Raw genomic sequence first — 20,133 nt, 5'->3', positions numbered from 1 at the left:
CCTATTTCTCCGGCGAGGATACCCGTTCGACAGCCGGAACCAGTCCGGTTCCTCCGATTGCGGGATGAGCCTGACCTTCGGTGTAGCAGCGGACGCTGTCTCGTCCGCCGAGTTTTGCCGTGTAGAGGGCAGCATCCGCTCTTCGCATCATCTCGCTGAAACCATGCCCCTCGCCGGCATCTTCCGCCACGCCGATGCTGACAGTGACGGACAGATCGCCTTCATCGGTCGATATCGCCATGGAACGGACGGCCTTGCGGATCTTCTCGGCAACCATCATCGCGTCATCCGGTGCAACGACCTTGAGAAGAGCGGCGAACTCCTCCCCACCCATGCGTCCGAACAGATCGGTCCGGCGGATCATGCCCGTCACCCGGGCACAGACCTGCTTCAGAACCTGGTCGCCGGCCAGATGGCCATGAGAATCGTTCACCGTCTTGAAGTGATCGAGATCGAGCATCAGAAGCGCCACACTCACTCCGTCCTGTCGGCCTTCGCGCAACACACCTTCGGCGCGGGAGGAAAAGGCGCGACGGTTGAGAACGTTGGTCAGCGGATCATGGGACGCATCGTATTGCAGCGTGTCCAGGTGTTCTTCCCGGTACATGGCCATGGCGATCAGGGTCCCGATCACCACCAGCACCAGCGGTACGAAAACGGAGACGGCCATGACGTCATGCTGTTCCAGTAGACCGCCCTGAAAATCGGTGACGAGTCCGTAGACGGCTCGGATCGCATGGGAGGACCCGTTGACGACAAACAGGGCAGCCAACCCCTTTTTCAGCCGTTGCCCCGACAGGATCGCATCCCGCCAGAACTCAAAGGCAATCGCGAGGCTGTAGAGGGCAGTCAGTGTGGAAAAGACGAAAACCCGGAGGCCGGTGTCAGCGTAAATGACCGGCACCTGGCACGTAAAAAACCAGATCGCCATGGGTGCGGCCGCAACCGGGATGCTCACCTTGCGCCCGGCGATCATCCGGGTCCCGACCCAACCCAGCCCGAGACCGGCAAGCAGCAGTCCTCCGCCTAAGTCGATCGACAACCTGTCGCCGATCTGCCCGCGCGCCATCAACAGCGGTAGGGCGGGAATGCGAACGAAGAAACTGATGGCCCAATAGAGCAGACCCTGTTCGGATCGGCTCGGCCGCCAGACGATCAGCAGCGCCGTTCCGACCAGGAACATCACCGTTCCCAGCAAGAAGAAAAGCGTAAATATATCCAAATGCATGAAATGGAGCCCACTTCCGATCCGAAGACCGGTTACCACAACCTGCCTGCAACTTTTAACAATGGCACAAAGTTATGCGGACTTCGTTAAACGAGGGACGCCAAATGTCAATTTTGTGCAGCTTCCGGAACGCCCTCTTCGGCAAGACATGTCAAAAGCCTTAGAGCTTCTTCGGCCTGTGCCGCCGGCACGAACACGTGGTCATGAAAAAAGGCGGCGACGACGTTGGCCGGGATCCCGGCACGGGCAAGGGTGGCTGAAACGGCAGCGGTCAGGCCGACCGCGGCCAGGCTGGAATGGACCATCAGCGTGATCCGGCGGAACCATTCGGCTTCCGCAAGCCCGAGCGCCCGCGCCTTTTCCACCGGCAGGATCGCGCTGACGCCCTCGGTTTCGGCAAACAGGCCGACCGGTTCGTAAGCCGCCAGTTCCGCAATCGATTTTCCCGCGAAGGTACAGAACACGTATGGCTCGGGATCGAGCATGGGCCGCATATGGGAAATGAGTTGATCGAGATCGGTCTCGCCGGGCATGGGCAATCCTCCTGTCGCCTCCTTGAGAAAATTGCCTAACAGGCGGGAGTGTCAAGCGGTACGGCGTCCGAAGACGGGCCTGCATCAAAGTTCAGGCCTGAGCAAACTGGAAAAGATCCGCCTGAATCCGTCCCCTGGCGACCGTCGCGGCACTTTCCGGTTGGCGCTTCAGGTGCGACGGCCGAACTGGGTGCGCCGAAGGCCTGCAGGGCTGCCTGGCGGCGGAGCGACGCTCGAAATGCGCGACGGCTGGATTTTGTCACGAACACCGCCGTCAGGTGGCCTGAGTTCCCTCGCTATTCCGCGAACACCGACAACCACAAACAGGATACGCCATAAAAAATACCAGATATATCCAAGCGGGCTTCGCAGCCAGCGTGCAATGGTCATATTCTGCGGGTCATTGGGAACATACGCTATCCGGATATTGGGATCCTGTTCCACTTCCACCGCAGCAATCGAATCGAGCTGCATTTCCTTGCGGTAGGTCTGGCCGTCGGCAGCGGTATAGCGAAACACGGCATAGTAATTAGGCCGTGCTCCTGCGCGCTCGGATGGAACCGACCATTGTTTTTCTGCCGTTGCTTCGCCAGGCACGCTGGCAAAGGTCAGTGGAACATCGGTCGGCACATACAGAATACCGAACACCAGCCCCTTTCCGGCGAGCAGGATGCCGAAAAGATAAATGGCGATATGCCCCCAACGGCCGACGGCCGTCTCGGCGCGACCTTCATCCTCTTGCGGAAGCCCGGCCATCAATCGCCGAATGAGGCTCCTGCCGCCGATAACCAGCAGAAACACCCCTGCGGACAACGAAAGAACGGCCAGGAGTGCGGGTTGGGTCAACTTATCGAGGTCGAACCTGACCCCTTTCAGTTTTTCCTCAGCCACCCTCAGTTCATGGAGCAGTCCGGAATCCGCCGTGGCGTATTGATAAACACCCCAGAGCAAAATGGAATTGGCGATCGCCATCCAGATGAGGAGGCCTCCGGCGACAACGCCGATCAGGCCAACGAAAAGTGATAAAAAATACCGTAAAACGCGTTCCACCGACTGTCCTCCAATATCCGGAAAGACAACCTATGAGGGAAAAATTACACGGCCGTTAATCGGGATGGTTACACTCTGATCAACGGCCGTGAGCCGTGACGAAGACCGGAAAGTCCTCATGCGGTCTTGTTGAAGATCTCCCGGCCGATCAGCATGCGGCGGATTTCGCTCGTGCCGGCGCCGATCTCGTAGAGCTTGGCGTCGCGCAGCAGTCGTCCGGTCGGGTATTCGTTGATATAGCCGTTGCCGCCCAGAAGCTGGATCGCATCCAGGGCGATCTTGGTAGCGTTTTCAGCTGCATAGAGGATCGCACCGGCGGCGTCCTCTCGGGTGGTCTCACCCCGGTCGCAGGCCTGCGCGACCGCGTAGACATAGGCCTTGGTGGCGTTCATGGTGACATACATGTCAGCCACCTTGCCCTGGACGAGCTGGAAGGTGCCGATCTGCTGGCCGAACTGCTCGCGTTCGTGCACGTAAGGGATCACCACGTCCATGGCCGCCTGCATGATGCCGATGGAACCGGCCGCCAACACCGTGCGTTCGTAGTCGAGACCGGACATGAGCACGTTGACGCCCTTGCCCACTTCGCCGAGCACGTTTTCCTCCGGCACCTCACAGTCCTGGAACACCAGTTCGCCGGTTTCCGAGCCGCGCATGCCGAGCTTGTCGAGCTTTTGAGCGACGGAGAAGCCCTTGAACCCCTTCTCGACCAGGAAGGCGGTGATGCCCTTCGGGCCCGCCTCCGGATCGGTCTTGGCGTAGATGATCAGCGTATCGGCCTGCGGACCGTTGGTGATCCACATCTTCGAACCGTTGAGAACGTATCGGTCGCCCTTCTTTTCCGCCTTGAGCTTCATGGAGACTACGTCGGATCCTGCGCCTGGCTCGGACATGGCGAGCGCGCCCAGGTGTTCGCCGGTGATCAGCTTGCCCAGGTAGCGTTTCTTCTGGTCGTCATTGCCCCAGCGGCGCATCTGGTTGACGCAGAGGTTGGAATGGGCGCCGTAGCTGAGGCCGATGGACGCGGACGCCCGGCTGACCTCCTCCATGGCGATGCAGTGTTCCAGATAGCCAAGGCCTGAACCGCCCCATTCCTCTTCCACGGTGATGCCGTGCAGGCCGAGCTCGCCCATTTCCGGCCACAGCTCCCTCGGGAACCAGTCCTCCCGGTCGATCCGGTCTGCAAGCGGCGCGATCCGGTCCTGGGAATAGGAGCGCACGCTGTCGCGCAGCATGTCGGCGGTTTCGCCGAGGTTGAAATTGAAGGACGGAAAGTCGTTGCGGATCATGTCTGGTTCCTCCCTGGAGCCGAGTTCTCAAGTCCGGTCAGCGGACGTATTTGACGAAAGGGGTGAGATGACCGATGCGGTCGTAAAGCTGCCGGGCACGGGCGTTGTCGTCGTGGGTATGCCAGTAGACCTTCGAGCAGCCGAGCCGGTCGGCTTCGGCGTAAACCGCCTCGATCAGCTTGCGGCCGACCCCGCTTCCCCGGCATGCGCCATCGACGAAAAGGTCTTCCAGATAACAGGTGGGCTCAACCGCCCAGGTGCTGTCATGGGGCAAGGCATGGACCAACCCGACAAGCCGGCCACCCTGTTCCGCGACCAGGCCGAAATGCCGCCCCTCTCCGAGGAGGCGCTGGAACAGCGTCGCGGTCACCTCCGGTGCAAGCTCCTGTTCGTAGAACGCCAGGTAAGCCTGCCACAGCCGGTCCCATTCTGGTCTGTCCTCCGCCTCCAGCGGCCGGATCAGGATCTCGCTCATTGTTTCCTCTTGTCGTTCCTAGTCGTCCATGCCCTGCAGGCAGATCAGGGAAAAGAGCCCGGTCGCCACATGCACCTGCTCCGTGTCGCCGAGGCCGTAGACATCCGCCCGGCAGATGGTCAGCGTCTTGCCGGGTTTCAGCACCCGCCCCCGCGCCACCAGCTTCTCCTGGCGCGCCGGATTGAGCAGGTTGACCTTGAACTCCGTGGTCAGCACACCGGTGCCCGCCGGATAGAGCGACAGCGCGGCGTAGCCGGCAGCGCTGTCGGCGATGGTCGACGTGCTGCCGGCATGAAAATAGCCGTGCTGCTGGGTCAGTTCCGGTTTGAAGGCCAGTTCGATATCCACCGCTCCGGGCGACACATGGGTAAGCTCGGCGCCCAGGAAGGACATGAACGGTTGCCTGGAAAAGCTTGACCGGACTCGCGCTTCCCATTCCGGATCTCTCGGTTCCAGGATCATGACACTCCTTCCCCGGCCATCACGTCCTCCTCGCTCATGCCGAGTTCCGCCATGCGCTGCCGGCAGCCGGCCTCCACATCGTCCAGTTCCTTCAAGGTGAGTTCGATATCCCGGCGCTTTTCCTGAAGTTCCGCGCGGCGGGCCTCGATCTTCTGCATCATCACCCGAAGCTGGCCGGATTCGCCCGGGGCCTTGCCGTACATCTGGATGATTTCGCTGATTTCGGCGAGAGAGAAACCCAGGCGCTTGCCACGCAGGATCAGCTTGAGCCGGGTCCTGTCGGCGGGCGTGTAAAGCCTCTGGCGTCCGCGCCTTTGCGGCGAGAGCAGGCCCTGCGCCTCATAGAACCGCAAGGTGCGCGTCGTCACCTCGAATTCCTGGGTAAGCTGGGTAATCGTATAGAGCCGTTGCATGGGTCCTCGCCGTTTCGAATGAGGACACTCAGCTCTTTTTACGTTAAAGTCAACAGATAGAAATTTTCATAAATTTATAAACAGGTTACAGATTACTTCTTCAAGCTGCCCAACGGCAGATCGGTGGCCAGCACATTCAGATCCACGTCGCCGGAAATACCCGCGACCTTGCCGCGCATGTGATATTGCCACAGGCTCCATTTCTTCACATAGCCGGGAGAACGCCAGATCGAACGCGCCCAGATTCGCCGGTTCACGCTCTCGCCTTTCATGTAAGCCTCATAAAAAGGCTTCGGCACATAGAGGATGACCCCTTGCCCGGTCGCCTGCTCCACAAGCGTCACGAAGTGGGCGATTTCCCGGGCCACATCCTGTTGCGGCGGCCGTTCGGCGCAATTGCCCTTGAACTCCAGATCGAGCACCGGAGCCAACATCGGCAAATCGCCCGGAAGGGCGTTGAGGAAATTGGCGGCTTGTGCCGCACCGCTCTTGCACAGGCTGAAAAAGTGATAGGCGCCCCAGGGCAGGCCGGCACCGGTTGCGCCCCTGTAGTTCGTCTCGAAGGCCTTGTCCCTGAAATCCCCGCCTTCGCTCGCCTTGATGTAAGCAAAAGCCACGTCGTCGCCGGCCACCTGCTGCCAGTCGATCTCGCCCTGGTGATGGGACACGTCGATACCGCGCAGCGGATGTTTTTCCCGGTTCGGTTCCCAGTGCATGAAGAAGAACGCCGCTCCCGCAATTGAAATGACACCGCCCACGGCGATGTAGAACAGCACCCGCAATACCGCCTGCAAGACTTTCATTCTGCCCCCGAGAGCACCTCGGATCCGGCGAACGCTCCGCCGGGCCGAACCCTTTTTATCCCCCACATTCAAGTAAACCCCATCGGTTAGCGCTTCTCAAATGTCCCGAGACCGTTTTCATCGAAAAATTCGATCCAGGCGGATTTTACCGTGCCCTGTGAGCCCGTCTCGAAACGCACCAGCGACCTGCTGCCGGCCGGCGCGTTCTCCCCGCGGGGCTCGAAGGTGTAACTGTCATCGTTCCAGAGCGACAGGGCATATCGCTGATGCTCGGGACCAATGGTCAATTCCAGTCCGGAGGGTTGTTCTGCGATCGTGAGCGGACCGAAATAGGCATTTTCATAGGTTCCGGCATAACTGGCCAATGGATGGGCCGCCTTGGAATTTGCAGGCGGGACCTCGCCGACGGTCTTGCCGAAGGGGGCCGTCAGTGGAGCCAGCACCTTGCCATAGGCCTGAAGCCAGTCCCGCGTGGGCGCGCCATATTCAACGACATCGATAAACGACCGGGTCAGGCTCTCCGCCAGTCCGATCGGCTCCGCGTTGGTCAGCACCACGATCCCCAGATCGAGCGCGGGCACCAGCAGGAAATTCGTCCCCGCCCCCAGCGCGAACCCGCCGGAGTGGCTGACCGTAACCCGCCCCGACGGTTCCACACCGACATTGAAGCCGTAGCCGTAAAGACCCGGGCGGGCATCCGGTGCATAGGAATGGGAGGCGATAACCTGCGCTGTGGTCGCTTTCAGAAGCGCTTCGGCGCCGATCAGACGTTTGCCGTCGTATTCTCCACCAGCCAGAACAAGTGCCATCCATTTCGCCAGATCATTGACGCTGGAGCTAACGCCGCCCGCAGGCGACTGCGCGTCCGGCTGCCGCTGATAGAGTGCCTCGAACGCACCGTCCTGGCGGACATGCGGAAAGGCGCGGTTCCTGCGGGCCATGAAGTCCTTGAACCGGGAACTGGTGCGTTCCATCCCGAGAGGACGGTAAAGCACCTCCTCCGAGAGCGTCGCCCAATCGGTGCCGGACGCCATGGCCACCGCTTCGGCCGCCGCGGTCAGACCGAAATTCGTATAGGCATAGTCAAGACGGAACTTGCCAAGCGGCAGCAGGCGCAACCGTTTCAGGACTTCGGCCCTGTCATAGCCGAGGTCTTCCAGATCGTCACCGGCATGGGCCGGCAGCCCGGAGCGATGGGCGAACAAATCGCCAAACGTAACCATGGAACTGATACGCTCATCCGAAAGCCGGAAGTCCGGCAGGTATTTCCGGACCGGATCGTCCCAACCCAGGGTACCGTCCCCAACCTTTGCGGCTACGACAGATCCGGCGACCGACTTGGAAACCGAAGCGATCTGGAACACGGTATCGGCATCAATGACGTCAGGCGCACCCGCCTTGCGGACACCGTAGCCACGGACAAACACGGTCCTGCCTTTCCAGGTCACGGCAACCGCGACACCGGGAACGCCGGAACGCTCCATGAGATCCCGGGTCAACCGGTCAAGCTGCGTCAGGGCCTTTTCGATCTGCGCATCATCGACCGGAACGGAGACGGTCTGCGGCGGCGGTAGCAATGCATCAAGAGCAATTGCAGGCTGGCTGAAACCAGCCGGTGTCAGGACGAGCATCACGGCAAGCAGCCCGCGGACAGCACGTCTTGAGGAGACGGCACCCGTTTGAGAAAAAACGCGTTTCGGCAAAACAGACTGGAAAAGGGACATAACGAGGCTCCGGGCTTCAAACTGGCCCCTCACCTACTCCCACTTCATGGAGAAGCGGTAAAATTCGGCCACAATGGCGGCGCCGCGATTTCCAGCACATTGCCGTCCGGATCGCGAAAGTAAAGGCTTTGTCCGCCGGCGGGCCAGTCGACCTCGCTGATGATGTCAACGCCGGAGGCCTTGAGATACGTTCGCCAATCGTCCAGCGCGTCACGTCCGATACGGAACGCGAAGTGGGACGAACCGGTGGTATCGTGTCCGGGAACGACACCGCCCGGCGTCTGAACGTCTTCACCCGTGTGCCCCCGGTGAAAGACAAGCAACGTCTGCGCCGGGCCGGCATCGTAAGCAAAAAGGCGGTCGCCGGTGACCATCCGCGTCAGGCCGAGAACGTCTGAATAAAACGCATGGGCGGCCGCCATGTCGTCCACATAGACCGCCGTCTCCAGGATGCCGTCCAGTCTGGGAGGTGTGCCGGTCATGGGGTCGTGGCCTTGTGATCGTGATGGAGCCTGAATCCTAAAAGCGAAAGGGGCATGCAATCAAGCACGCCCCTTACGGAAAGAGCCGACAGCAGCCGTCTTCAGAGGACGGTCAGCTTGACGTCGATGTTGTTGCGGGTCGCATTGGAATAGGGGCAGACCTGATGCGCCTTGGCGACGAGTGCTTCCGCCTGCGCCTTGTCCAGACCCGGAAGCGCGATATCGAGCGATACCGTCAGACCGAAGCCGCCTTCGGACCGCGGGCCGATGCCGACCTCCGATACAATGTAGGTATCCGCCGGAATGGCGACCTTTTCCTGGCCGGCAACGAATTTGAGCGCTCCGATGAAACAGGCCGAATAGCCGGCAGCAAAGAGCTGCTCCGGATTGTTGCCCGGGCCGCCTGCGCCCCCCAGTTCCTTCGGCGTTGCCAGTTTGACTGCGAAGCTGCCGTCCAGCGTTTCCGCTGCCCCGTCGCGACCGCCGGTTGCCTTGGCCTTGGCGGTGTATTTCACGTCTACCGTCATTTTCCCGTCTCCTTCTTTGCAGCGCCGCCATCCGCGCGCCCGTTGAAAAATCGAACACGATTAATTCGTGTACGATTTATATAAACGACTAAAATCAGAAATCAAGCGGTTGCGATTATATCGTGCGCGAATTATCTAGAAGATAGTCGACAAGGAACCCTATTCAATGACGGACATACATACCGGGAACCCAGCGCAGCCGCTCGAAATCGGCGACATCCCCCTCAGCCAGTTCCTGTGCTTTTCTCTCTATTCAGCCAATCACGCCATGCACCGGGTCTACAAGCCGCTGCTGAGGAAGCTCGGCCTCACCTATCCGCAATACCTGGCCATGGTGACCCTGTGGGAACAGGACGGCCAGCTCGTCGGCGAGATCGGCGCCCGCCTGCATCTGGAATCGAACACGGTCACGCCGCTCTTGAAGCGTCTGGAAAGCCTGGGGCTCGTCAGCCGCGTGCGCGACGACAAGGACGAACGCCAGGTGCGCATCCGGCTGACGGAAAAGGGGACCGCCCTGAAGCAGGAGACAACGGATTTCGCCAGTTGCATCCTTGCCGCTTCAGGCATTTCCCTGGACGACCTGAGGGACCTGCAGGCCCGGATCGCCGCCCTGCGCGACAATCTGCTGGAAAACGCGGATGCCGCTTGAAACAGGTGGCTCCTGATGGGCAAGGGACAACAAGTCCCTATGGCGCTATATCATGAGTAACTTCATGTCCTCATAACCGACCACCTCACCGGCATTCAGCTTTTGTTTCACGCTCTGCCGGGCATCTTCATAGGCCACCGTGAAAGCATCGTCGGGTTCAAGGGCAAAAGCTTCCCCGCTGTCGAAGACGACATTCACCGGCTTGTCGGGCACCATCTGGACTTCGAACATATCTTCGCTGCCGTTGAAGGTCACGGTCGCCACATTGCCCTCGACCTTCACCTGAACGTCTTCGGCGTTCAGGCCGCCGCTAACTCGTATCGTCCCGCCGCTCCCCAGCACCATGCGGTCGTGGCCGTCTCCGGCGTTGAACCGGATCGTGCTTCCCTCTCCGATCACCTTGATCTGATCGTCGCCGCCGCCGCCGCTGATGTCGGAGCCGCCCCACGCTATGATGGTGTCGGACCCGGTCCCGCCGGTCACGACGGAACCCGAACCGACCTGGATCGTGTCGTCGCCACGTCCGCCATCCACACGGCTGTCATCGTATGCAGAGATGGTATCATTACCGCTCCCACCGCTGACGGTGGCGTTGACGTGCGCAGTGATCACATCATCCCCCTCACCGCCATCGGCATAAGAAGCGGACCAGATGTCGATCCGGTCATTCCCGGCCCCACCCGAAACCCGGGTTTCGCTCCAGGCGTGGATAACATCGTCTCCCGCGCCGCCGTCGGCCTGCGACCCCGACCAAATGTCGATGCGATCGTTCCCCTCCCCGCCGGAAACATGGGAATCGGACCAGACCTTGATGACATCGTCGCCGTCGCCAGCAATTATGGCGCTGTTCGTCCAGCCGGAAAGCTTGTCGGCGCCGTCCGTCCCCAGCATCGTCTCGATCCCCATCTCCTGAATGGCCGTCAGAAACGCCAGGACCGTCTCCGACAGCGTATCGCTCACAGCCGCCGTTGTCGGCTCTTCCCCGGTTTCGGGATCGGCCTCGGCAGTTTCATAAGTTTCGCGCGCAAATTCGGTATGCCGGCCGGCGCCGTCGGGAAAACTGTTTCTGAAATCGGGAGGAGCCGGCGGCTCGTGATGCGATCGGGAGCTAAAACCGGATCCGTCAAACAAGGTCCTGTGGCTGACATCGGTTTGCATTTCAAATTCCCCGGATTGAGTCAAAAAACAAAAAAGACACATGAACGGAGAAACGTGCAGCAAGAGCCATGCCACCGCCGATTGAAAAAATCTGCGGAAACACGGCTTCAGACTTTAAGAGATCCTTAACAGGCTGACAGGCCCCGGTATTAATTACCAATGCCAGGCAAATTCTACCGCCGCTATCGCGAACGATTACAGCGCAAGATCAAAAAGGCAGGTTGAACCACAGGGCGGCGATGCCGAGGAAGGCAAAGAAGCCGACCACGTCGGTCACCGTGGTCACGAACACGCTGGAGGCGATCGCCGGATCCACGTTCATCCGGTCGAGTGCGATCGGAATGAGCAGCCCGGAAAGGCCGGCAAACAGCATGTTGATGACGATGGCGCCCGCGATCACGATGCCCAGCCCCGGACTGGAAAACCAGAAATAGGCCGTAAAGCCGATCAGCACCGCCAGGGCGATCCCGTTCACGAAACTCACCACGATCTCGCGGTTGAGAACGCGCAAAAGGTTTCGCGCGCTCAGTTCCTGGGTGGCGATACCGCGCACGGCGACCGTCATTGTCTGGGTGCCCGCATTGCCGCCCATGGAGGCGACGATCGGCATCAGCACCGCCAGGGCCACCATGGCCTCGATGGTATCCTCGAACAACGCGATGACGACGGAGGCAAGCACCGCTGTCCCCAGGTTGACCACGAGCCAGGTCAACCGCGACCGGGCGATGGTCACCACGCTGTCGGAAATCTCTTCGTCGCCCACCCCGGCGAGCGCGCGCAGGTCTTCTTCCGCCTCTTCCTGGATCACGTCGACGATGTCGTCGACCATCATCACCCCGACCAGCCGGTCGGCATCGTCGACGACGGCGCAGGAGACCAGGTTATAGCGCTCGAACATACGGGCGACCTCTTCCTGGTCGTCCGTGGCCAGCACCCAGTGACGGGTTTCGGTCATGATCGAGGTGACTTTTTCGTCCCGCTTGGTGCGGAGCACCTTGTCGAGCGCCACAGCCCCCAGAAGGCGGAACGCCGGGTCGACCACGTAGATCTCGTAGAAGCTGTCCGGCAGGTCGCGCGCCTCGCGCATGTAGTCAATGGTCTGGCCGACAGTCCAGAACGGGGCGACCGCGATGAACTCGGTCTGCATCCGCCGACCGGCGGATTCTTCCGGATAATCCAGCGACTTCTGCAGCTGCGCCCGGTCCGCATAGGGCAACTCGCCCAGGATCGCCGCCTGGTCTTCCTCGTCCAGATCCTCGAGGATGTAGACCGCATCATCGGAATCGAGTTCGCCCAGGCCCTCGGCGATATCCTCGTTTGGCAGATCTTCCAGAAGCTGACGGCGGATCGCCTCGTCGGTTTCCGTCAGCGCGGTATAGTCGAAGGCGTCGCCCAGAAGCCGCACATAAGCCGTGCGCTCTTCCTCGTTGAGCGCTTCCAGCAGGTCGCCGGTATCGGCTTCGTGCAGATCGCCGGCCAGCTCGATCAGGCCGGGGCTGTCTTCCGCCTCGATTGCCGCTTCGACGGCAACGATGAACTCGGGATTAAGGCGGCCTTCCTCGTCGCGGACGGTCAGGTCTTCCGCCTCGGGAGGAGTCGGGTCTTCAAGCATGTCGACCTGTGTCATCGCTCCCTCCTCGTTTCCATCCGCGCCATCGGCGCCCCCGTCCCGTCAAAGGCACGCCCGTCACAGGAGTAGCCTTGCCGGCGTTGCTTTGCCACCGGAAAACCGGTGGAACTCCACAAGCTTCGGAAAATTCTTCTTAAAAAGGCTGAAGACGGGTGGAAGAGACCAGTTCCGCATGAACGGTACGTATCCTGTCCGCATCCACGGACGTCAGGACCTCTCGACCAAGGAGCCTGAGCAAGTTCAGCCGCAGATCATCAAGCGGAATGTCCCACATGTCCTCGATCTCGATTCCGGTTACATACCCTCCGTCGGCGAGGTCTCCGAGCTTATGCCTGGTCTCTTTTTCCGGCAGGCGGCCGTTGTCGTATCGAAGCAGCACAAGTCCTGCGGTCATGTCCGCGAGGTCATCAGGAAAGTTCGCCTGAAGCCAATCCACGTGATCGAAAGTCACCACGTCGCAGGCGGGCACATCGGAGGAAGCACGCAGGCTCAGATCGACAAGCCAGTATCGAGGGGTTTCGATCGCCGCGATGACCCCGTCGGCCCATCCCCCGATCTCGGACTTGTTCCAGTACCCGCTGTCGGCCAACGCATACAGCGCACCGATCAGATCCCCGATGCCGGATATTTTCCACGAAGGGCGGGTCATGTCACGGTCTTCCGAAGCTGATCCATTCGAGGTTTTCCCCTCCCCTATTCGACCAACTTCGCCCGCCCCTCAACGAAAACACCCCTTCTTCGCCGCCGCTTTACGCAGTTCCGCCAGATAGTCGCGCACCCGCCGAGGCAGGATCTTCTCATCGTCGGAAATACACGGCTTCGCGGCCTTGAACGCCCGCCGCGCACGATCCGACTTCAGGCACACCCGGCCTTCCGCCAGGATCTTGTTTTCCAGATACCAGAACTGACGGCACAGCATGGTGCCGAAGGTCGACGGATTGCGCTGCATATTCCGCGCCTGCTCCGGGGAAATGAAGGCGGTCAAAGCGATGAAGGCCAATGCAGCGACTGCCAACTGCATCTTCCCGGTGGAACGCCTCGATATCATCGCTGGTTTCCTGCCTCCATCCTGTGAATCACCAGCCCTCGCGGGGCACAACAAACGTGATCCTGCAAAGGCTTTCGGTCAGGAGCAAGGCCAGCTCAGACTTTATCGTTGAAGGTATCTCCCCACGGCCACAGACTGCCGCCGCCCCTATCCCCCGGCCATCGCCAATCCGACCGAGGCGATCAGAAGAAGAGCGAAGACGATACTGACCGGCCGGCCGATCGCCGGATTGGTCAGGAACCGGGCGAAGCTCGCACCGAACGCGAGCCACGCGGTGTTCACGATGGCAATAACCAGCGTCAGCGCGGCCACTTTGGCCGCCGCATCCAGGGCGGGATTTTCGGGAAAGATCACATGTCCGGAATAGACCGCCCCGATGGCGGCAAACGCCTTCGGATTGGCGATTGCCAGACCGAAACCGGCGACAAACGAGACCAATGCCATCTTCTGCCCGCCTTCGACCTGCGCGCCGAGATCGCCGAACCGCGCCGTGCCGATCTTCCAGGCGAGATAGACGATATAGGCCGCGGCGGCGATCTGGAGCACGGTCAGCACGACCGGATCGGCGGCAAGAACGGCCGTGACGCCGGTGGCGATGATGAGGAGAACCGCCGTCGTCCCGGCGATGATCCCGCCAAGGTACCGCACACTGGTCCGGACCCCATAGGTCGCCCCCAGACTGGCCAGGCTCAGCGTGGCCGGTCCCGGACTGCCCATGAGCGGAAAGGCTGCGAGCCACAGGAGGAGAAGATTGCCGACCATCGCTCAGACCGGCACGGGCGCTGCGCGCTCGCGCACCAGCAGGTGCATGACAGCGGAGGCAAGCCCCAGGAAAATCGCCACATACCAGACCATGTCGTAACTCCCATAGCGGTCGAACCAGATCCCGCCGAGCCAGACCCCGGCAAAGCCGCCGAGCTGGTGGCTGAGAAACACGAAGCCGAACAGGGTCCCCATGGCCCGCGGACCGAACATCACCAGCACCAGCGCGCTGGTCAACGGGACGGTGGACAGCCAGAGCCCCCCCATCACCAGCCCGAAGACCATCACCGACATCGGCGTGACGGGAAAGGAGATGAAGAAGAGGATAGCCGCCGCCCGCAGCGCATAGATCGCGGCCAGGACATAAGGCTTTGGAAACAGTCCGCCGAGCCGGGACGCCAGTAACGTGCCAAAGATGTTGGCAAAGCCGGCCAGGGCAAGGGCCCGAAGCCCAAGCCCGCGCAATTCTTCCGGCGACAGGGCCGTCCCGGTGCAGAAGTTCTGAACGAAATTCGGCAGGTGCGCGGTAATGAAGGCGAGATGGAAGCCGCAGACGAAGAAGCCGGCGCTGAGCATGGTGAAGCTGGTATGCCCGAAGGCAGCGCGCACGGTCTGCGGAATGTCGACCGGGTCCTCCTCCGCAAGGCTGTGTCCGCCTGCGCCCAGAAAAGGAATGCACAGCGCCATGGGTGCGAGCAGCCCGGTCACGATGAGCAGGGTCATGCGCCAGTCGAACCACGCGATCAGCCAGGACACCAGCAGCGGCAGCAGCGCCTGGCCCGCCGAACCCATGGCGGACGTAACGCCGAGATAAAACCCGCGCTTGTCCGGCGGGGCGACCCGTCCGACCACAGCCAGAACCGTTCCGAAGGCCGTGCCCGAAATGCCCATGCCGACCAGAACGCCCGCGCCCAGATGCTGGGCAAGCGGCGTGGTTCCCAGGATGCAGACACCCATGCCGGCGGCATAGCAGACGAAGCCCAGCCAAAGCGCCGGCCGGTCGCCGTATTTGTCCGCGATCATCCCGAAGCCCGGCTGCGCCAGCCCCCAGACAAGGTTCTGGATCGCGATCGACAGGGAAAAGATCTCGATCCGGCCGCCGAACAGATCATCCGACAGCGGCTGCACGACCCCGCCGAAAACCGCGCGCACGCCAAAGGCCAGGGCCAGCACGATGCTCCCGGCCGTGACGATGATGACCATATCCCGGCTTCCGCCCGCCGCCCTCACTGTTGCTTCCGTTGCCATCGCCAGACCGTCCGTCCAATTCTTTCCGCGCCCGGAAGCCGTCCGTGAGCACGGACAACCATCAAGCTTGATCCGGAAGGTAGCAGGGCGCTATACTTTAGAATAACGAATATATCTGAAATCTGAATTCCGGATTCTTGAAGTGAAGCCTACCTTCGACATCGATGCTTTACGCGCCGTGGTGGCGGGAACCGATCTTGGCAGCTTCGCCCGCGCGGCGGTCCAGCTCGGCCGCTCGCAATCGGCAATCAGCATGCAACTGAAGAAGCTGGAGCAGCAGGCCGGCACCCCGCTTTTCATCCGCAAGGGCCGCGGGCTGGTGCCGACGGAAGCAGGCGAAGCCTTCGTCTCCTATGCCCGCCGCATCGTTGCCCTCAACGACGAAGCCGCCCTTGCGCTCGGCTCGACCACGACGACGGCGGCCGTCCGCTTCGGCCTCCCCCAGGATTTCTTCGACGACGTGATGCCGGCGACGCTCAAGGCGTTTGCCGGTGCGCATGAAAACGTCCATGTGGAAGTGCACGCCGGCGAGAACCACAATCTCGCCGAAGAAGTACGTAACGGTCGCCTCGATGTCGCCATCGCCTTTTTCAAGTCCGGCGCCCATGACGAAGGCGAGGTTCTGTGTGAGCTCCCCATGCAATGGCTCGCCTGCGAAACTGTCCTGAAACCCCAGCCCAAAGGTCCGGTTCCGCTCGTCCTTTTCAGCCACCCCTGCCTGTTCCGCCAGGCGGCTCTCGCGACGCTCGAACAGGCACAGATGCGCTGGCGCGCGGCCCTGACGACCCCGAGCCTTCCGGGCATCTGGGCCGCCCTGCGCTCCGGTCTCGGGGTGGCCGTACGCACCGACCACGGCAGACCGCAGGACATCGCCTGCATCGGCAGCTCGCTGAACCTGCCTGTCCTTCCGCCCATCGAGGTTCGTCTGCTCGTCGCGCCGAACGCGTCGCCGCTCGCCCATGACCTGAGCCGGGTTCTGCGGCAGGAGACACTCGCCCGGATCGGCGGAACGGTCCGCTGATACCACATTTAGATATGACAGGATCGCAACCACTGTGACGACATCGACCGCAGAACCCTCCTCCCCTCTCCAGCAACACCCGATCCCCGCAACCATTGCCGCCGTCATCAGGGACGGCCATGTGCTGCTGGTCCGACGGGCCAATCCGCCCGATGCCGGTCGTTGGGGTTTTCCGGGTGGGAAAATCGACCAGGGCGAGACGATCGAGGACGCCGCCATCCGCGAACTTCTGGAGGAAACAGGGGTGAGGGCGGACCCGCTTCGAGTCTTCACCGCTGTCGATGTCTTCGACCGGGACGACGACGGGACATTGCGCCGTCACTTCATCCTGGTCGCGGTCCTGTGCCGCTGGACGTCAGGCGAACCGGTCGCAGGCGACGATGCGCTCGAAGCGCGGTGGTTTTGCCTTCAGGATCTGGACCAGCCGACCCTCGCCCTGAGCCTCGACGTGGCGGAGGTCGCGGCCGAAGCGGCAGATCTCATGCGTCGCGAGGCGCCAGACGCTAAAACTTGAAGGATGCCCCGATGATCGGTCCCTTGATGGTCACGTCGAATTCGAACGGGCCGTCCTGGTAATCCACGCCCATCGCGCGATAGCCGGCAACGGCGGAAAAACGATCGGTAACCTGATAGCCCAGACCGCCCATCAGGTCCCAGCCGAAATTCGACCCTCCGCCGCCGGCCAGTGCCGTACCGGTCAGATAAAACCGGTCGGAGAGATCCACCCGTCCCTTGAGCCCGCCCATGGCATCGACCCAGGTCGCGGAATCCTTGAAGATCCGCCCGCCGAGCAGCCCGCCATTGAAGGAGAGAGCGTTGTCGACCGACCAGAGCCTGGCGCCAAGGACAGCATCGACGCGTGCGTTGGGAAGGTCCAGCACGGAGTAACCTGCAAGCGCGCTGACCTCCGTCATCGTCGAATCGAGCCCCACACTCGAAAGCAGAATGCCCCGAGGGGTCGTCTCGCTCGTCGACAGCTTCAGATAGAGGAGATCCATCGTCAGACTGAAGCGGCCATAGCGGGCCTCTCCGGCCGCCATGATGGAAAAGTCGAGGTCACCGAAAATGTCGGAGAAGTCCATATCGACATCGACGGGCGCGGCGCCGAAGGAAGCAACCGTACCGCTCATCCCGGCCGCCCAGAAATAAGGCGCGATGTCGATGCTCCACTGCGGATGTGCCGCAGTTTCCGATGCTTCGGGGGGAACCCTTGGCCCTTCTGGACCTTGTGCGCATGCGGGCGAACTCGCAACGATGGCAAAGGCAGTACCCAGAGCAGAGAACAGGCCTCGTGTGCCTGTCGCCCGATGTAAACGATGTGTCCGCATGTCCGCCCTCGAGCCATTTCCATATCACGGCAGAATTCTCCATCGGGCGCTTGAACACGTCACGTGTCCATGGCCGGCGGCGGCGGCGGCAAGTTCAACACCCGTCCGCTCGGCGACCCGCTTCGGAATCAACCGTTTTCAACCCGATGAGGTCTAGGAAAGGTCAGAGCTGTCGGCTTTGCATTTTACGCCAGCGCAGCCGAAGAAGGTCGACGCCTGAACTGCAGCGGAGAACAGCCCATCCAGCGGTGAAAGGCCCTGGTGAAGCTGGCATGGTCTTCATAACCGAGCAGCATGGCGACTTCGACAATCGGCAGATCCGTTTCCCGCAACAGGCTGAGCGCGCGCGCTTTGCGCGTGCCGGAGACGATTTCCCTGTAGGTGTGACCCTTCTGCATGAGCCGACGCTGAAGGCTCCTGACGCTGATACCCGCCATCCGGGCCGTGCCTTCGATATCCGTCCGGCCTTCCAGCAGCCGAAGCGCGACGATGGCCGACAACGAACGGGCCGGCTCGGGCGTGTCGGCAAGAACAATGTCGGCGGCAACTTCTCTCAATGTAATGATGCCACCGGCCTCTGCGAAGTTTCGGCGTCGCCGCGCGCGAAGGTTTTCGGATGTGAAGACCATCCCCGTCCCCCGGCGGCCGAATTGTACCGGGATCTGGAGCCGGTCCTCGAGCAAATGCGCATCAGGGTCTCGCCGATAGCTCACTTCCACCCAGTCCGGCGACCAGTTGTGACCGAGAAATTCTCTTGCGATGATAAGCATCGGCCCGATCATATGGTCTGCATGCTGTGTATTGGAAGCGTTGATGGACCGCGCCACGCAGCGCCAGAGCCAGCGATCGCCCGACCTGACCAACTCCAGTCTCCCGCCGCGAGAATGGGCCCAGAAGGTCTGATTGTACCTTTCGATCGCCTCGCCGAAGGTCGGTGCGCCAACGCCATACCTGCCCCACAAACCAAAGCCCCAGGACTTCGCCATCTCAAAGCCCACGTCGACCCCGAAAGTCCGGTCTCCCAACACCTGCGCACAACGTTCAAAGAGACCAATCATGGAGCGGAGCGGAATGGGGGTCTGTGGCGCGCCGATCACTTCCACGGGCAGCCCCTCCTGCTCGAAAGCCCGCCACAGCGCGAATTCTCCTGCCCTCTGTTCGAAAACCTTCGGAAGAGGACCAAAGCCGCTGGCCCTTACCAGATGAAACGACCCGCCACTGCTCATCCGCCCTCCGACTGACGCAAAATGCAAAGAATCCGATGTCGAACATGGCGACTATTGCCAAGGCGTGCAAGCAGAAGGCGCACGCTTAGATGCCATCTCCCCATGCAGAAAGCAGCGGCAGGCTGAAAAATCGGTGACGCCCATCGAATCGGATTGTTCTGGAGAAGACTGGAATGGAAAACAACGCGGCGCGGCGGCGCACACGGTTCTGGCCTGATACGGCGGTCCGCACGGCGGCAGTTACACTGACACTGGGCGGGCTGATTGCTCCTGCCGCCGCAGAGGACGCGGCAAAGGCACAGAAACAGGATCTTCAGACAGCCTCTCAGAATCCGGTCGCCGCCCTGATCTCCGTGCCGTTTCAAAATAATGTCTATTTCGGCGGGGCAACGGACAAGCCGCTGTATGTCCTCAACATCGAGCCGGTCGTACCGATTTCCTTCGCCGACCGCTGGAACCTGATTGCGCGACCGATCCTGCCGGTGCTGTCGGCGCCCGGCGCGCTCCCCGGTCAGAAACGCGAGACGGGTCTCGGCGACCTTACGATCGAAGCCTTTTTCTCACCCAAGGCACCGATCGCCACCGAAATCGGCGACATCGCCGTGGGCTTCGGTCCTGCCGTAACCCTGCCCACTCATACGGACAGGCGCCTGGGATCGCGCAACTATTCCGCAGGTCCGGCATTCGTGGCCTTCGTTTCCAAGGCGCCATTCACCTACGGTTTCCTGGCGGTCAACCAATGGTCCTTCGCCGGGCCGGACGCCGAACCGGAGACGAACGAGCTCACCCTGCAGCCCTTCATCAACTACAACATGAAAGACGGCTGGTCGCTGCAGACCGCCCCGGTCATTTCCGTCGACTGGACGAAAGCGAACGACAACGTGACCCTGCCCATCGGCGGCGGGGTGACGAAACTCACAGAGATCGACGGCGCGCCGATCAAGTTTTCTGCAAGTGCCTATTACAACGCCCTGCGTCCCGACACCGGTTCCGACTGGCAGTTCCAGGCAGCCGTCACCTTCCTTTTCCCCGAATAGGCCGTTCCCATCCGGGGCGCATAAACGAAAACGACCCTCA

23 protein-coding genes are annotated in these 20,133 nt (G+C 61.4%); 4 read left to right on the top strand and 19 right to left on the bottom strand.

Annotated features, from left to right (window positions below; translation table 11 throughout):
- Position 1: 1 nt before the first annotated feature.
- From ACN0SO_RS25680 to ACN0SO_RS25630, 11 genes are all read right to left on the bottom strand, one after another.
- Complete coding sequence (locus ACN0SO_RS25680; protein ID WP_417682502.1) at positions 2–1,183, bottom strand: GGDEF domain-containing protein; 1,182 nt, start codon at positions 1,181–1,183, stop codon at positions 2–4.
- Between the two features lie 152 nt (positions 1,184–1,335).
- A complete protein-coding gene (locus ACN0SO_RS25675; protein WP_417682501.1) occupies positions 1,336–1,761 on the bottom strand; it encodes an ACT domain-containing protein in 426 nt (141 codons plus the stop codon).
- Positions 1,762–1,929: 168 nt separating this feature from the next.
- On the bottom strand, positions 1,930–2,811 hold the full coding sequence (locus ACN0SO_RS25670; RefSeq protein WP_417682499.1) for a hypothetical protein: 882 nt from the start codon (positions 2,809–2,811) through the stop codon (positions 1,930–1,932).
- Between the two features lie 116 nt (positions 2,812–2,927).
- Positions 2,928–4,100 carry an isovaleryl-CoA dehydrogenase gene (locus tag ACN0SO_RS25665; protein ID WP_417682498.1) on the bottom strand — a complete coding sequence of 391 codons (1,173 nt, stop codon included), beginning with the start codon at positions 4,098–4,100 and terminating at the stop codon, positions 2,928–2,930.
- Positions 4,101–4,137: 37 nt separating this feature from the next.
- Positions 4,138–4,575 carry a GNAT family N-acetyltransferase gene (locus ACN0SO_RS25660; protein WP_417682496.1) on the bottom strand — a complete coding sequence of 146 codons (438 nt, stop codon included), beginning with the start codon at positions 4,573–4,575 and terminating at the stop codon, positions 4,138–4,140.
- 18 nt (positions 4,576–4,593) lie between these two features.
- Positions 4,594–5,037 carry a PaaI family thioesterase gene (locus ACN0SO_RS25655; protein ID WP_417682494.1) on the bottom strand — a complete coding sequence of 148 codons (444 nt, stop codon included), beginning with the start codon at positions 5,035–5,037 and terminating at the stop codon, positions 4,594–4,596.
- The gene (locus ACN0SO_RS25650; RefSeq protein ID WP_417682492.1) at positions 5,034–5,450 is read right to left on the bottom strand and encodes a MerR family transcriptional regulator; all 417 of its coding nucleotides are present in this window, start codon (positions 5,448–5,450) and stop codon (positions 5,034–5,036) included. The genes ACN0SO_RS25655 and ACN0SO_RS25650 overlap by 4 nt, the downstream gene beginning before the upstream one ends.
- Positions 5,451–5,542: 92 nt before the next feature.
- A complete protein-coding gene (locus tag ACN0SO_RS25645; protein WP_417682490.1) occupies positions 5,543–6,253 on the bottom strand; it encodes a GH25 family lysozyme in 711 nt (236 codons plus the stop codon).
- An 86-nt stretch (positions 6,254–6,339) separates the two neighbouring features.
- Positions 6,340–7,977 carry a serine hydrolase gene (locus ACN0SO_RS25640; RefSeq protein ID WP_417682488.1) on the bottom strand — a complete coding sequence of 546 codons (1,638 nt, stop codon included), beginning with the start codon at positions 7,975–7,977 and terminating at the stop codon, positions 6,340–6,342.
- Positions 7,978–8,021: 44 nt separating this feature from the next.
- On the bottom strand, positions 8,022–8,459 hold the full coding sequence (locus tag ACN0SO_RS25635; protein ID WP_417682486.1) for a VOC family protein: 438 nt from the start codon (positions 8,457–8,459) through the stop codon (positions 8,022–8,024).
- 101 nt (positions 8,460–8,560) lie between these two features.
- Positions 8,561–8,986, bottom strand: coding sequence for an organic hydroperoxide resistance protein (locus tag ACN0SO_RS25630; RefSeq protein ID WP_417682484.1), 426 nt, complete (start codon positions 8,984–8,986; stop codon positions 8,561–8,563).
- 166 nt (positions 8,987–9,152) lie between these two features.
- Between ACN0SO_RS25630 and ACN0SO_RS25625 the strand changes: the two genes are divergently transcribed.
- Positions 9,153–9,635, top strand: a complete 483-nt coding sequence (locus ACN0SO_RS25625) for a MarR family winged helix-turn-helix transcriptional regulator (protein ID WP_417682482.1) — start codon at positions 9,153–9,155, stop codon at positions 9,633–9,635.
- A gap of 45 nt (positions 9,636–9,680) precedes the next feature.
- Here ACN0SO_RS25625 and ACN0SO_RS25620 read toward each other — a convergent pair whose 3' ends face one another.
- The 6 genes from ACN0SO_RS25620 to ACN0SO_RS25595 all read right to left on the bottom strand — a co-directional run bounded on the left by ACN0SO_RS25620 (position 9,681) and on the right by ACN0SO_RS25595 (position 15,481).
- A complete protein-coding gene (locus ACN0SO_RS25620; RefSeq protein ID WP_417682480.1) occupies positions 9,681–10,793 on the bottom strand; it encodes a hypothetical protein in 1,113 nt (370 codons plus the stop codon).
- 208 nt (positions 10,794–11,001) lie between these two features.
- Complete coding sequence (gene mgtE, locus ACN0SO_RS25615) at positions 11,002–12,420, bottom strand: magnesium transporter (RefSeq protein WP_417682478.1); 1,419 nt, start codon at positions 12,418–12,420, stop codon at positions 11,002–11,004.
- Positions 12,421–12,556: 136 nt separating this feature from the next.
- Complete coding sequence (locus tag ACN0SO_RS25610; RefSeq protein WP_417682476.1) at positions 12,557–13,072, bottom strand: hypothetical protein; 516 nt, start codon at positions 13,070–13,072, stop codon at positions 12,557–12,559.
- Positions 13,073–13,141: 69 nt separating this feature from the next.
- Complete coding sequence (locus ACN0SO_RS25605; RefSeq protein WP_417682474.1) at positions 13,142–13,438, bottom strand: hypothetical protein; 297 nt, start codon at positions 13,436–13,438, stop codon at positions 13,142–13,144.
- Positions 13,439–13,618: 180 nt separating this feature from the next.
- The gene (locus tag ACN0SO_RS25600) at positions 13,619–14,233 is read right to left on the bottom strand and encodes a LysE family translocator (RefSeq protein WP_417682473.1); all 615 of its coding nucleotides are present in this window, start codon (positions 14,231–14,233) and stop codon (positions 13,619–13,621) included.
- 3 nt (positions 14,234–14,236) lie between these two features.
- Positions 14,237–15,481, bottom strand: coding sequence for an MFS transporter (locus ACN0SO_RS25595; protein WP_417682470.1), 1,245 nt, complete (start codon positions 15,479–15,481; stop codon positions 14,237–14,239).
- 142 nt (positions 15,482–15,623) lie between these two features.
- On the opposite strand from ACN0SO_RS25595, the gene ACN0SO_RS25590 reads away from it, so the two are divergent.
- On the top strand, positions 15,624–16,502 hold the full coding sequence (locus ACN0SO_RS25590) for a LysR substrate-binding domain-containing protein (protein WP_417682469.1): 879 nt from the start codon (positions 15,624–15,626) through the stop codon (positions 16,500–16,502).
- Positions 16,503–16,536: 34 nt separating this feature from the next.
- On the top strand, positions 16,537–17,016 hold the full coding sequence (locus tag ACN0SO_RS25585) for an NUDIX hydrolase (protein ID WP_417682467.1): 480 nt from the start codon (positions 16,537–16,539) through the stop codon (positions 17,014–17,016).
- On the opposite strand, the gene ACN0SO_RS25580 is transcribed toward ACN0SO_RS25585, so the two are convergent.
- Both ACN0SO_RS25580 and ACN0SO_RS25575 read right to left on the bottom strand, forming a co-directional pair.
- Positions 17,006–17,632, bottom strand: a complete 627-nt coding sequence (locus ACN0SO_RS25580; RefSeq protein ID WP_417682465.1) for a hypothetical protein — start codon at positions 17,630–17,632, stop codon at positions 17,006–17,008. The genes ACN0SO_RS25585 and ACN0SO_RS25580 overlap by 11 nt on opposite strands.
- A 383-nt stretch (positions 17,633–18,015) precedes the next feature.
- On the bottom strand, positions 18,016–19,056 hold the full coding sequence (locus ACN0SO_RS25575) for an AraC family transcriptional regulator ligand-binding domain-containing protein (RefSeq protein ID WP_417682463.1): 1,041 nt from the start codon (positions 19,054–19,056) through the stop codon (positions 18,016–18,018).
- A 173-nt stretch (positions 19,057–19,229) separates the two neighbouring features.
- Between ACN0SO_RS25575 and ACN0SO_RS25570 the strand changes: the two genes are divergently transcribed.
- Positions 19,230–20,093, top strand: coding sequence for a transporter (locus tag ACN0SO_RS25570; RefSeq protein ID WP_417682461.1), 864 nt, complete (start codon positions 19,230–19,232; stop codon positions 20,091–20,093).
- The last annotated feature ends 40 nt before the right edge of the window (positions 20,094–20,133 follow it).

The organism is Roseibium sp. (genome assembly GCF_048260565.1).
Taxonomy (GTDB): domain Bacteria; phylum Pseudomonadota; class Alphaproteobacteria; order Rhizobiales; family Stappiaceae; genus Roseibium.
This window is presented reverse-complemented; position numbering and strand designations above follow the sequence as displayed.

Bases quoted from the DNA above. Each gene is read 5' to 3' on its own strand.
- ACN0SO_RS25630 (WP_417682484.1), bottom strand. From the start codon at position 8,986: ATGACGGTAGACGTGAAATACACCGCCAAGGCCAAGGCAACCGGCGGT.
- mgtE (WP_417682478.1), bottom strand. From the start codon at position 12,420: ATGACACAGGTCGACATGCTTGAAGACCCGACTCCTCCCGAGGCGGAA.
- ACN0SO_RS25610 (WP_417682476.1), bottom strand. From the start codon at position 13,072: ATGACCCGCCCTTCGTGGAAAATATCCGGCATCGGGGATCTGATCGGT.
- ACN0SO_RS25645 (WP_417682490.1), bottom strand. From the start codon at position 6,253: ATGAAAGTCTTGCAGGCGGTATTGCGGGTGCTGTTCTACATCGCCGTG.
- ACN0SO_RS25650 (WP_417682492.1), bottom strand. From the start codon at position 5,450: ATGCAACGGCTCTATACGATTACCCAGCTTACCCAGGAATTCGAGGTG.
- ACN0SO_RS25600 (WP_417682473.1), bottom strand. From the start codon at position 14,233: ATGGTCGGCAATCTTCTCCTCCTGTGGCTCGCAGCCTTTCCGCTCATG.
- ACN0SO_RS25595 (WP_417682470.1), bottom strand. From the start codon at position 15,481: ATGGCAACGGAAGCAACAGTGAGGGCGGCGGGCGGAAGCCGGGATATG.
- ACN0SO_RS25625 (WP_417682482.1), top strand. From the start codon at position 9,153: ATGACGGACATACATACCGGGAACCCAGCGCAGCCGCTCGAAATCGGC.
- ACN0SO_RS25680 (WP_417682502.1), bottom strand. From the start codon at position 1,183: ATGTTCCTGGTCGGAACGGCGCTGCTGATCGTCTGGCGGCCGAGCCGA.
- ACN0SO_RS25620 (WP_417682480.1), bottom strand. From the start codon at position 10,793: ATGCAAACCGATGTCAGCCACAGGACCTTGTTTGACGGATCCGGTTTT.
- ACN0SO_RS25655 (WP_417682494.1), bottom strand. From the start codon at position 5,037: ATGATCCTGGAACCGAGAGATCCGGAATGGGAAGCGCGAGTCCGGTCA.
- ACN0SO_RS25640 (WP_417682488.1), bottom strand. From the start codon at position 7,977: ATGTCCCTTTTCCAGTCTGTTTTGCCGAAACGCGTTTTTTCTCAAACG.
- ACN0SO_RS25570 (WP_417682461.1), top strand. From the start codon at position 19,230: ATGGAAAACAACGCGGCGCGGCGGCGCACACGGTTCTGGCCTGATACG.
- ACN0SO_RS25660 (WP_417682496.1), bottom strand. From the start codon at position 4,575: ATGAGCGAGATCCTGATCCGGCCGCTGGAGGCGGAGGACAGACCAGAA.
- ACN0SO_RS25575 (WP_417682463.1), bottom strand. From the start codon at position 19,056: ATGAGCAGTGGCGGGTCGTTTCATCTGGTAAGGGCCAGCGGCTTTGGT.
- ACN0SO_RS25665 (WP_417682498.1), bottom strand. From the start codon at position 4,100: ATGATCCGCAACGACTTTCCGTCCTTCAATTTCAACCTCGGCGAAACC.
- ACN0SO_RS25635 (WP_417682486.1), bottom strand. From the start codon at position 8,459: ATGACCGGCACACCTCCCAGACTGGACGGCATCCTGGAGACGGCGGTC.
- ACN0SO_RS25580 (WP_417682465.1), bottom strand. From the start codon at position 17,632: ATGAGCGGTACGGTTGCTTCCTTCGGCGCCGCGCCCGTCGATGTCGAT.
- ACN0SO_RS25675 (WP_417682501.1), bottom strand. From the start codon at position 1,761: ATGCCCGGCGAGACCGATCTCGATCAACTCATTTCCCATATGCGGCCC.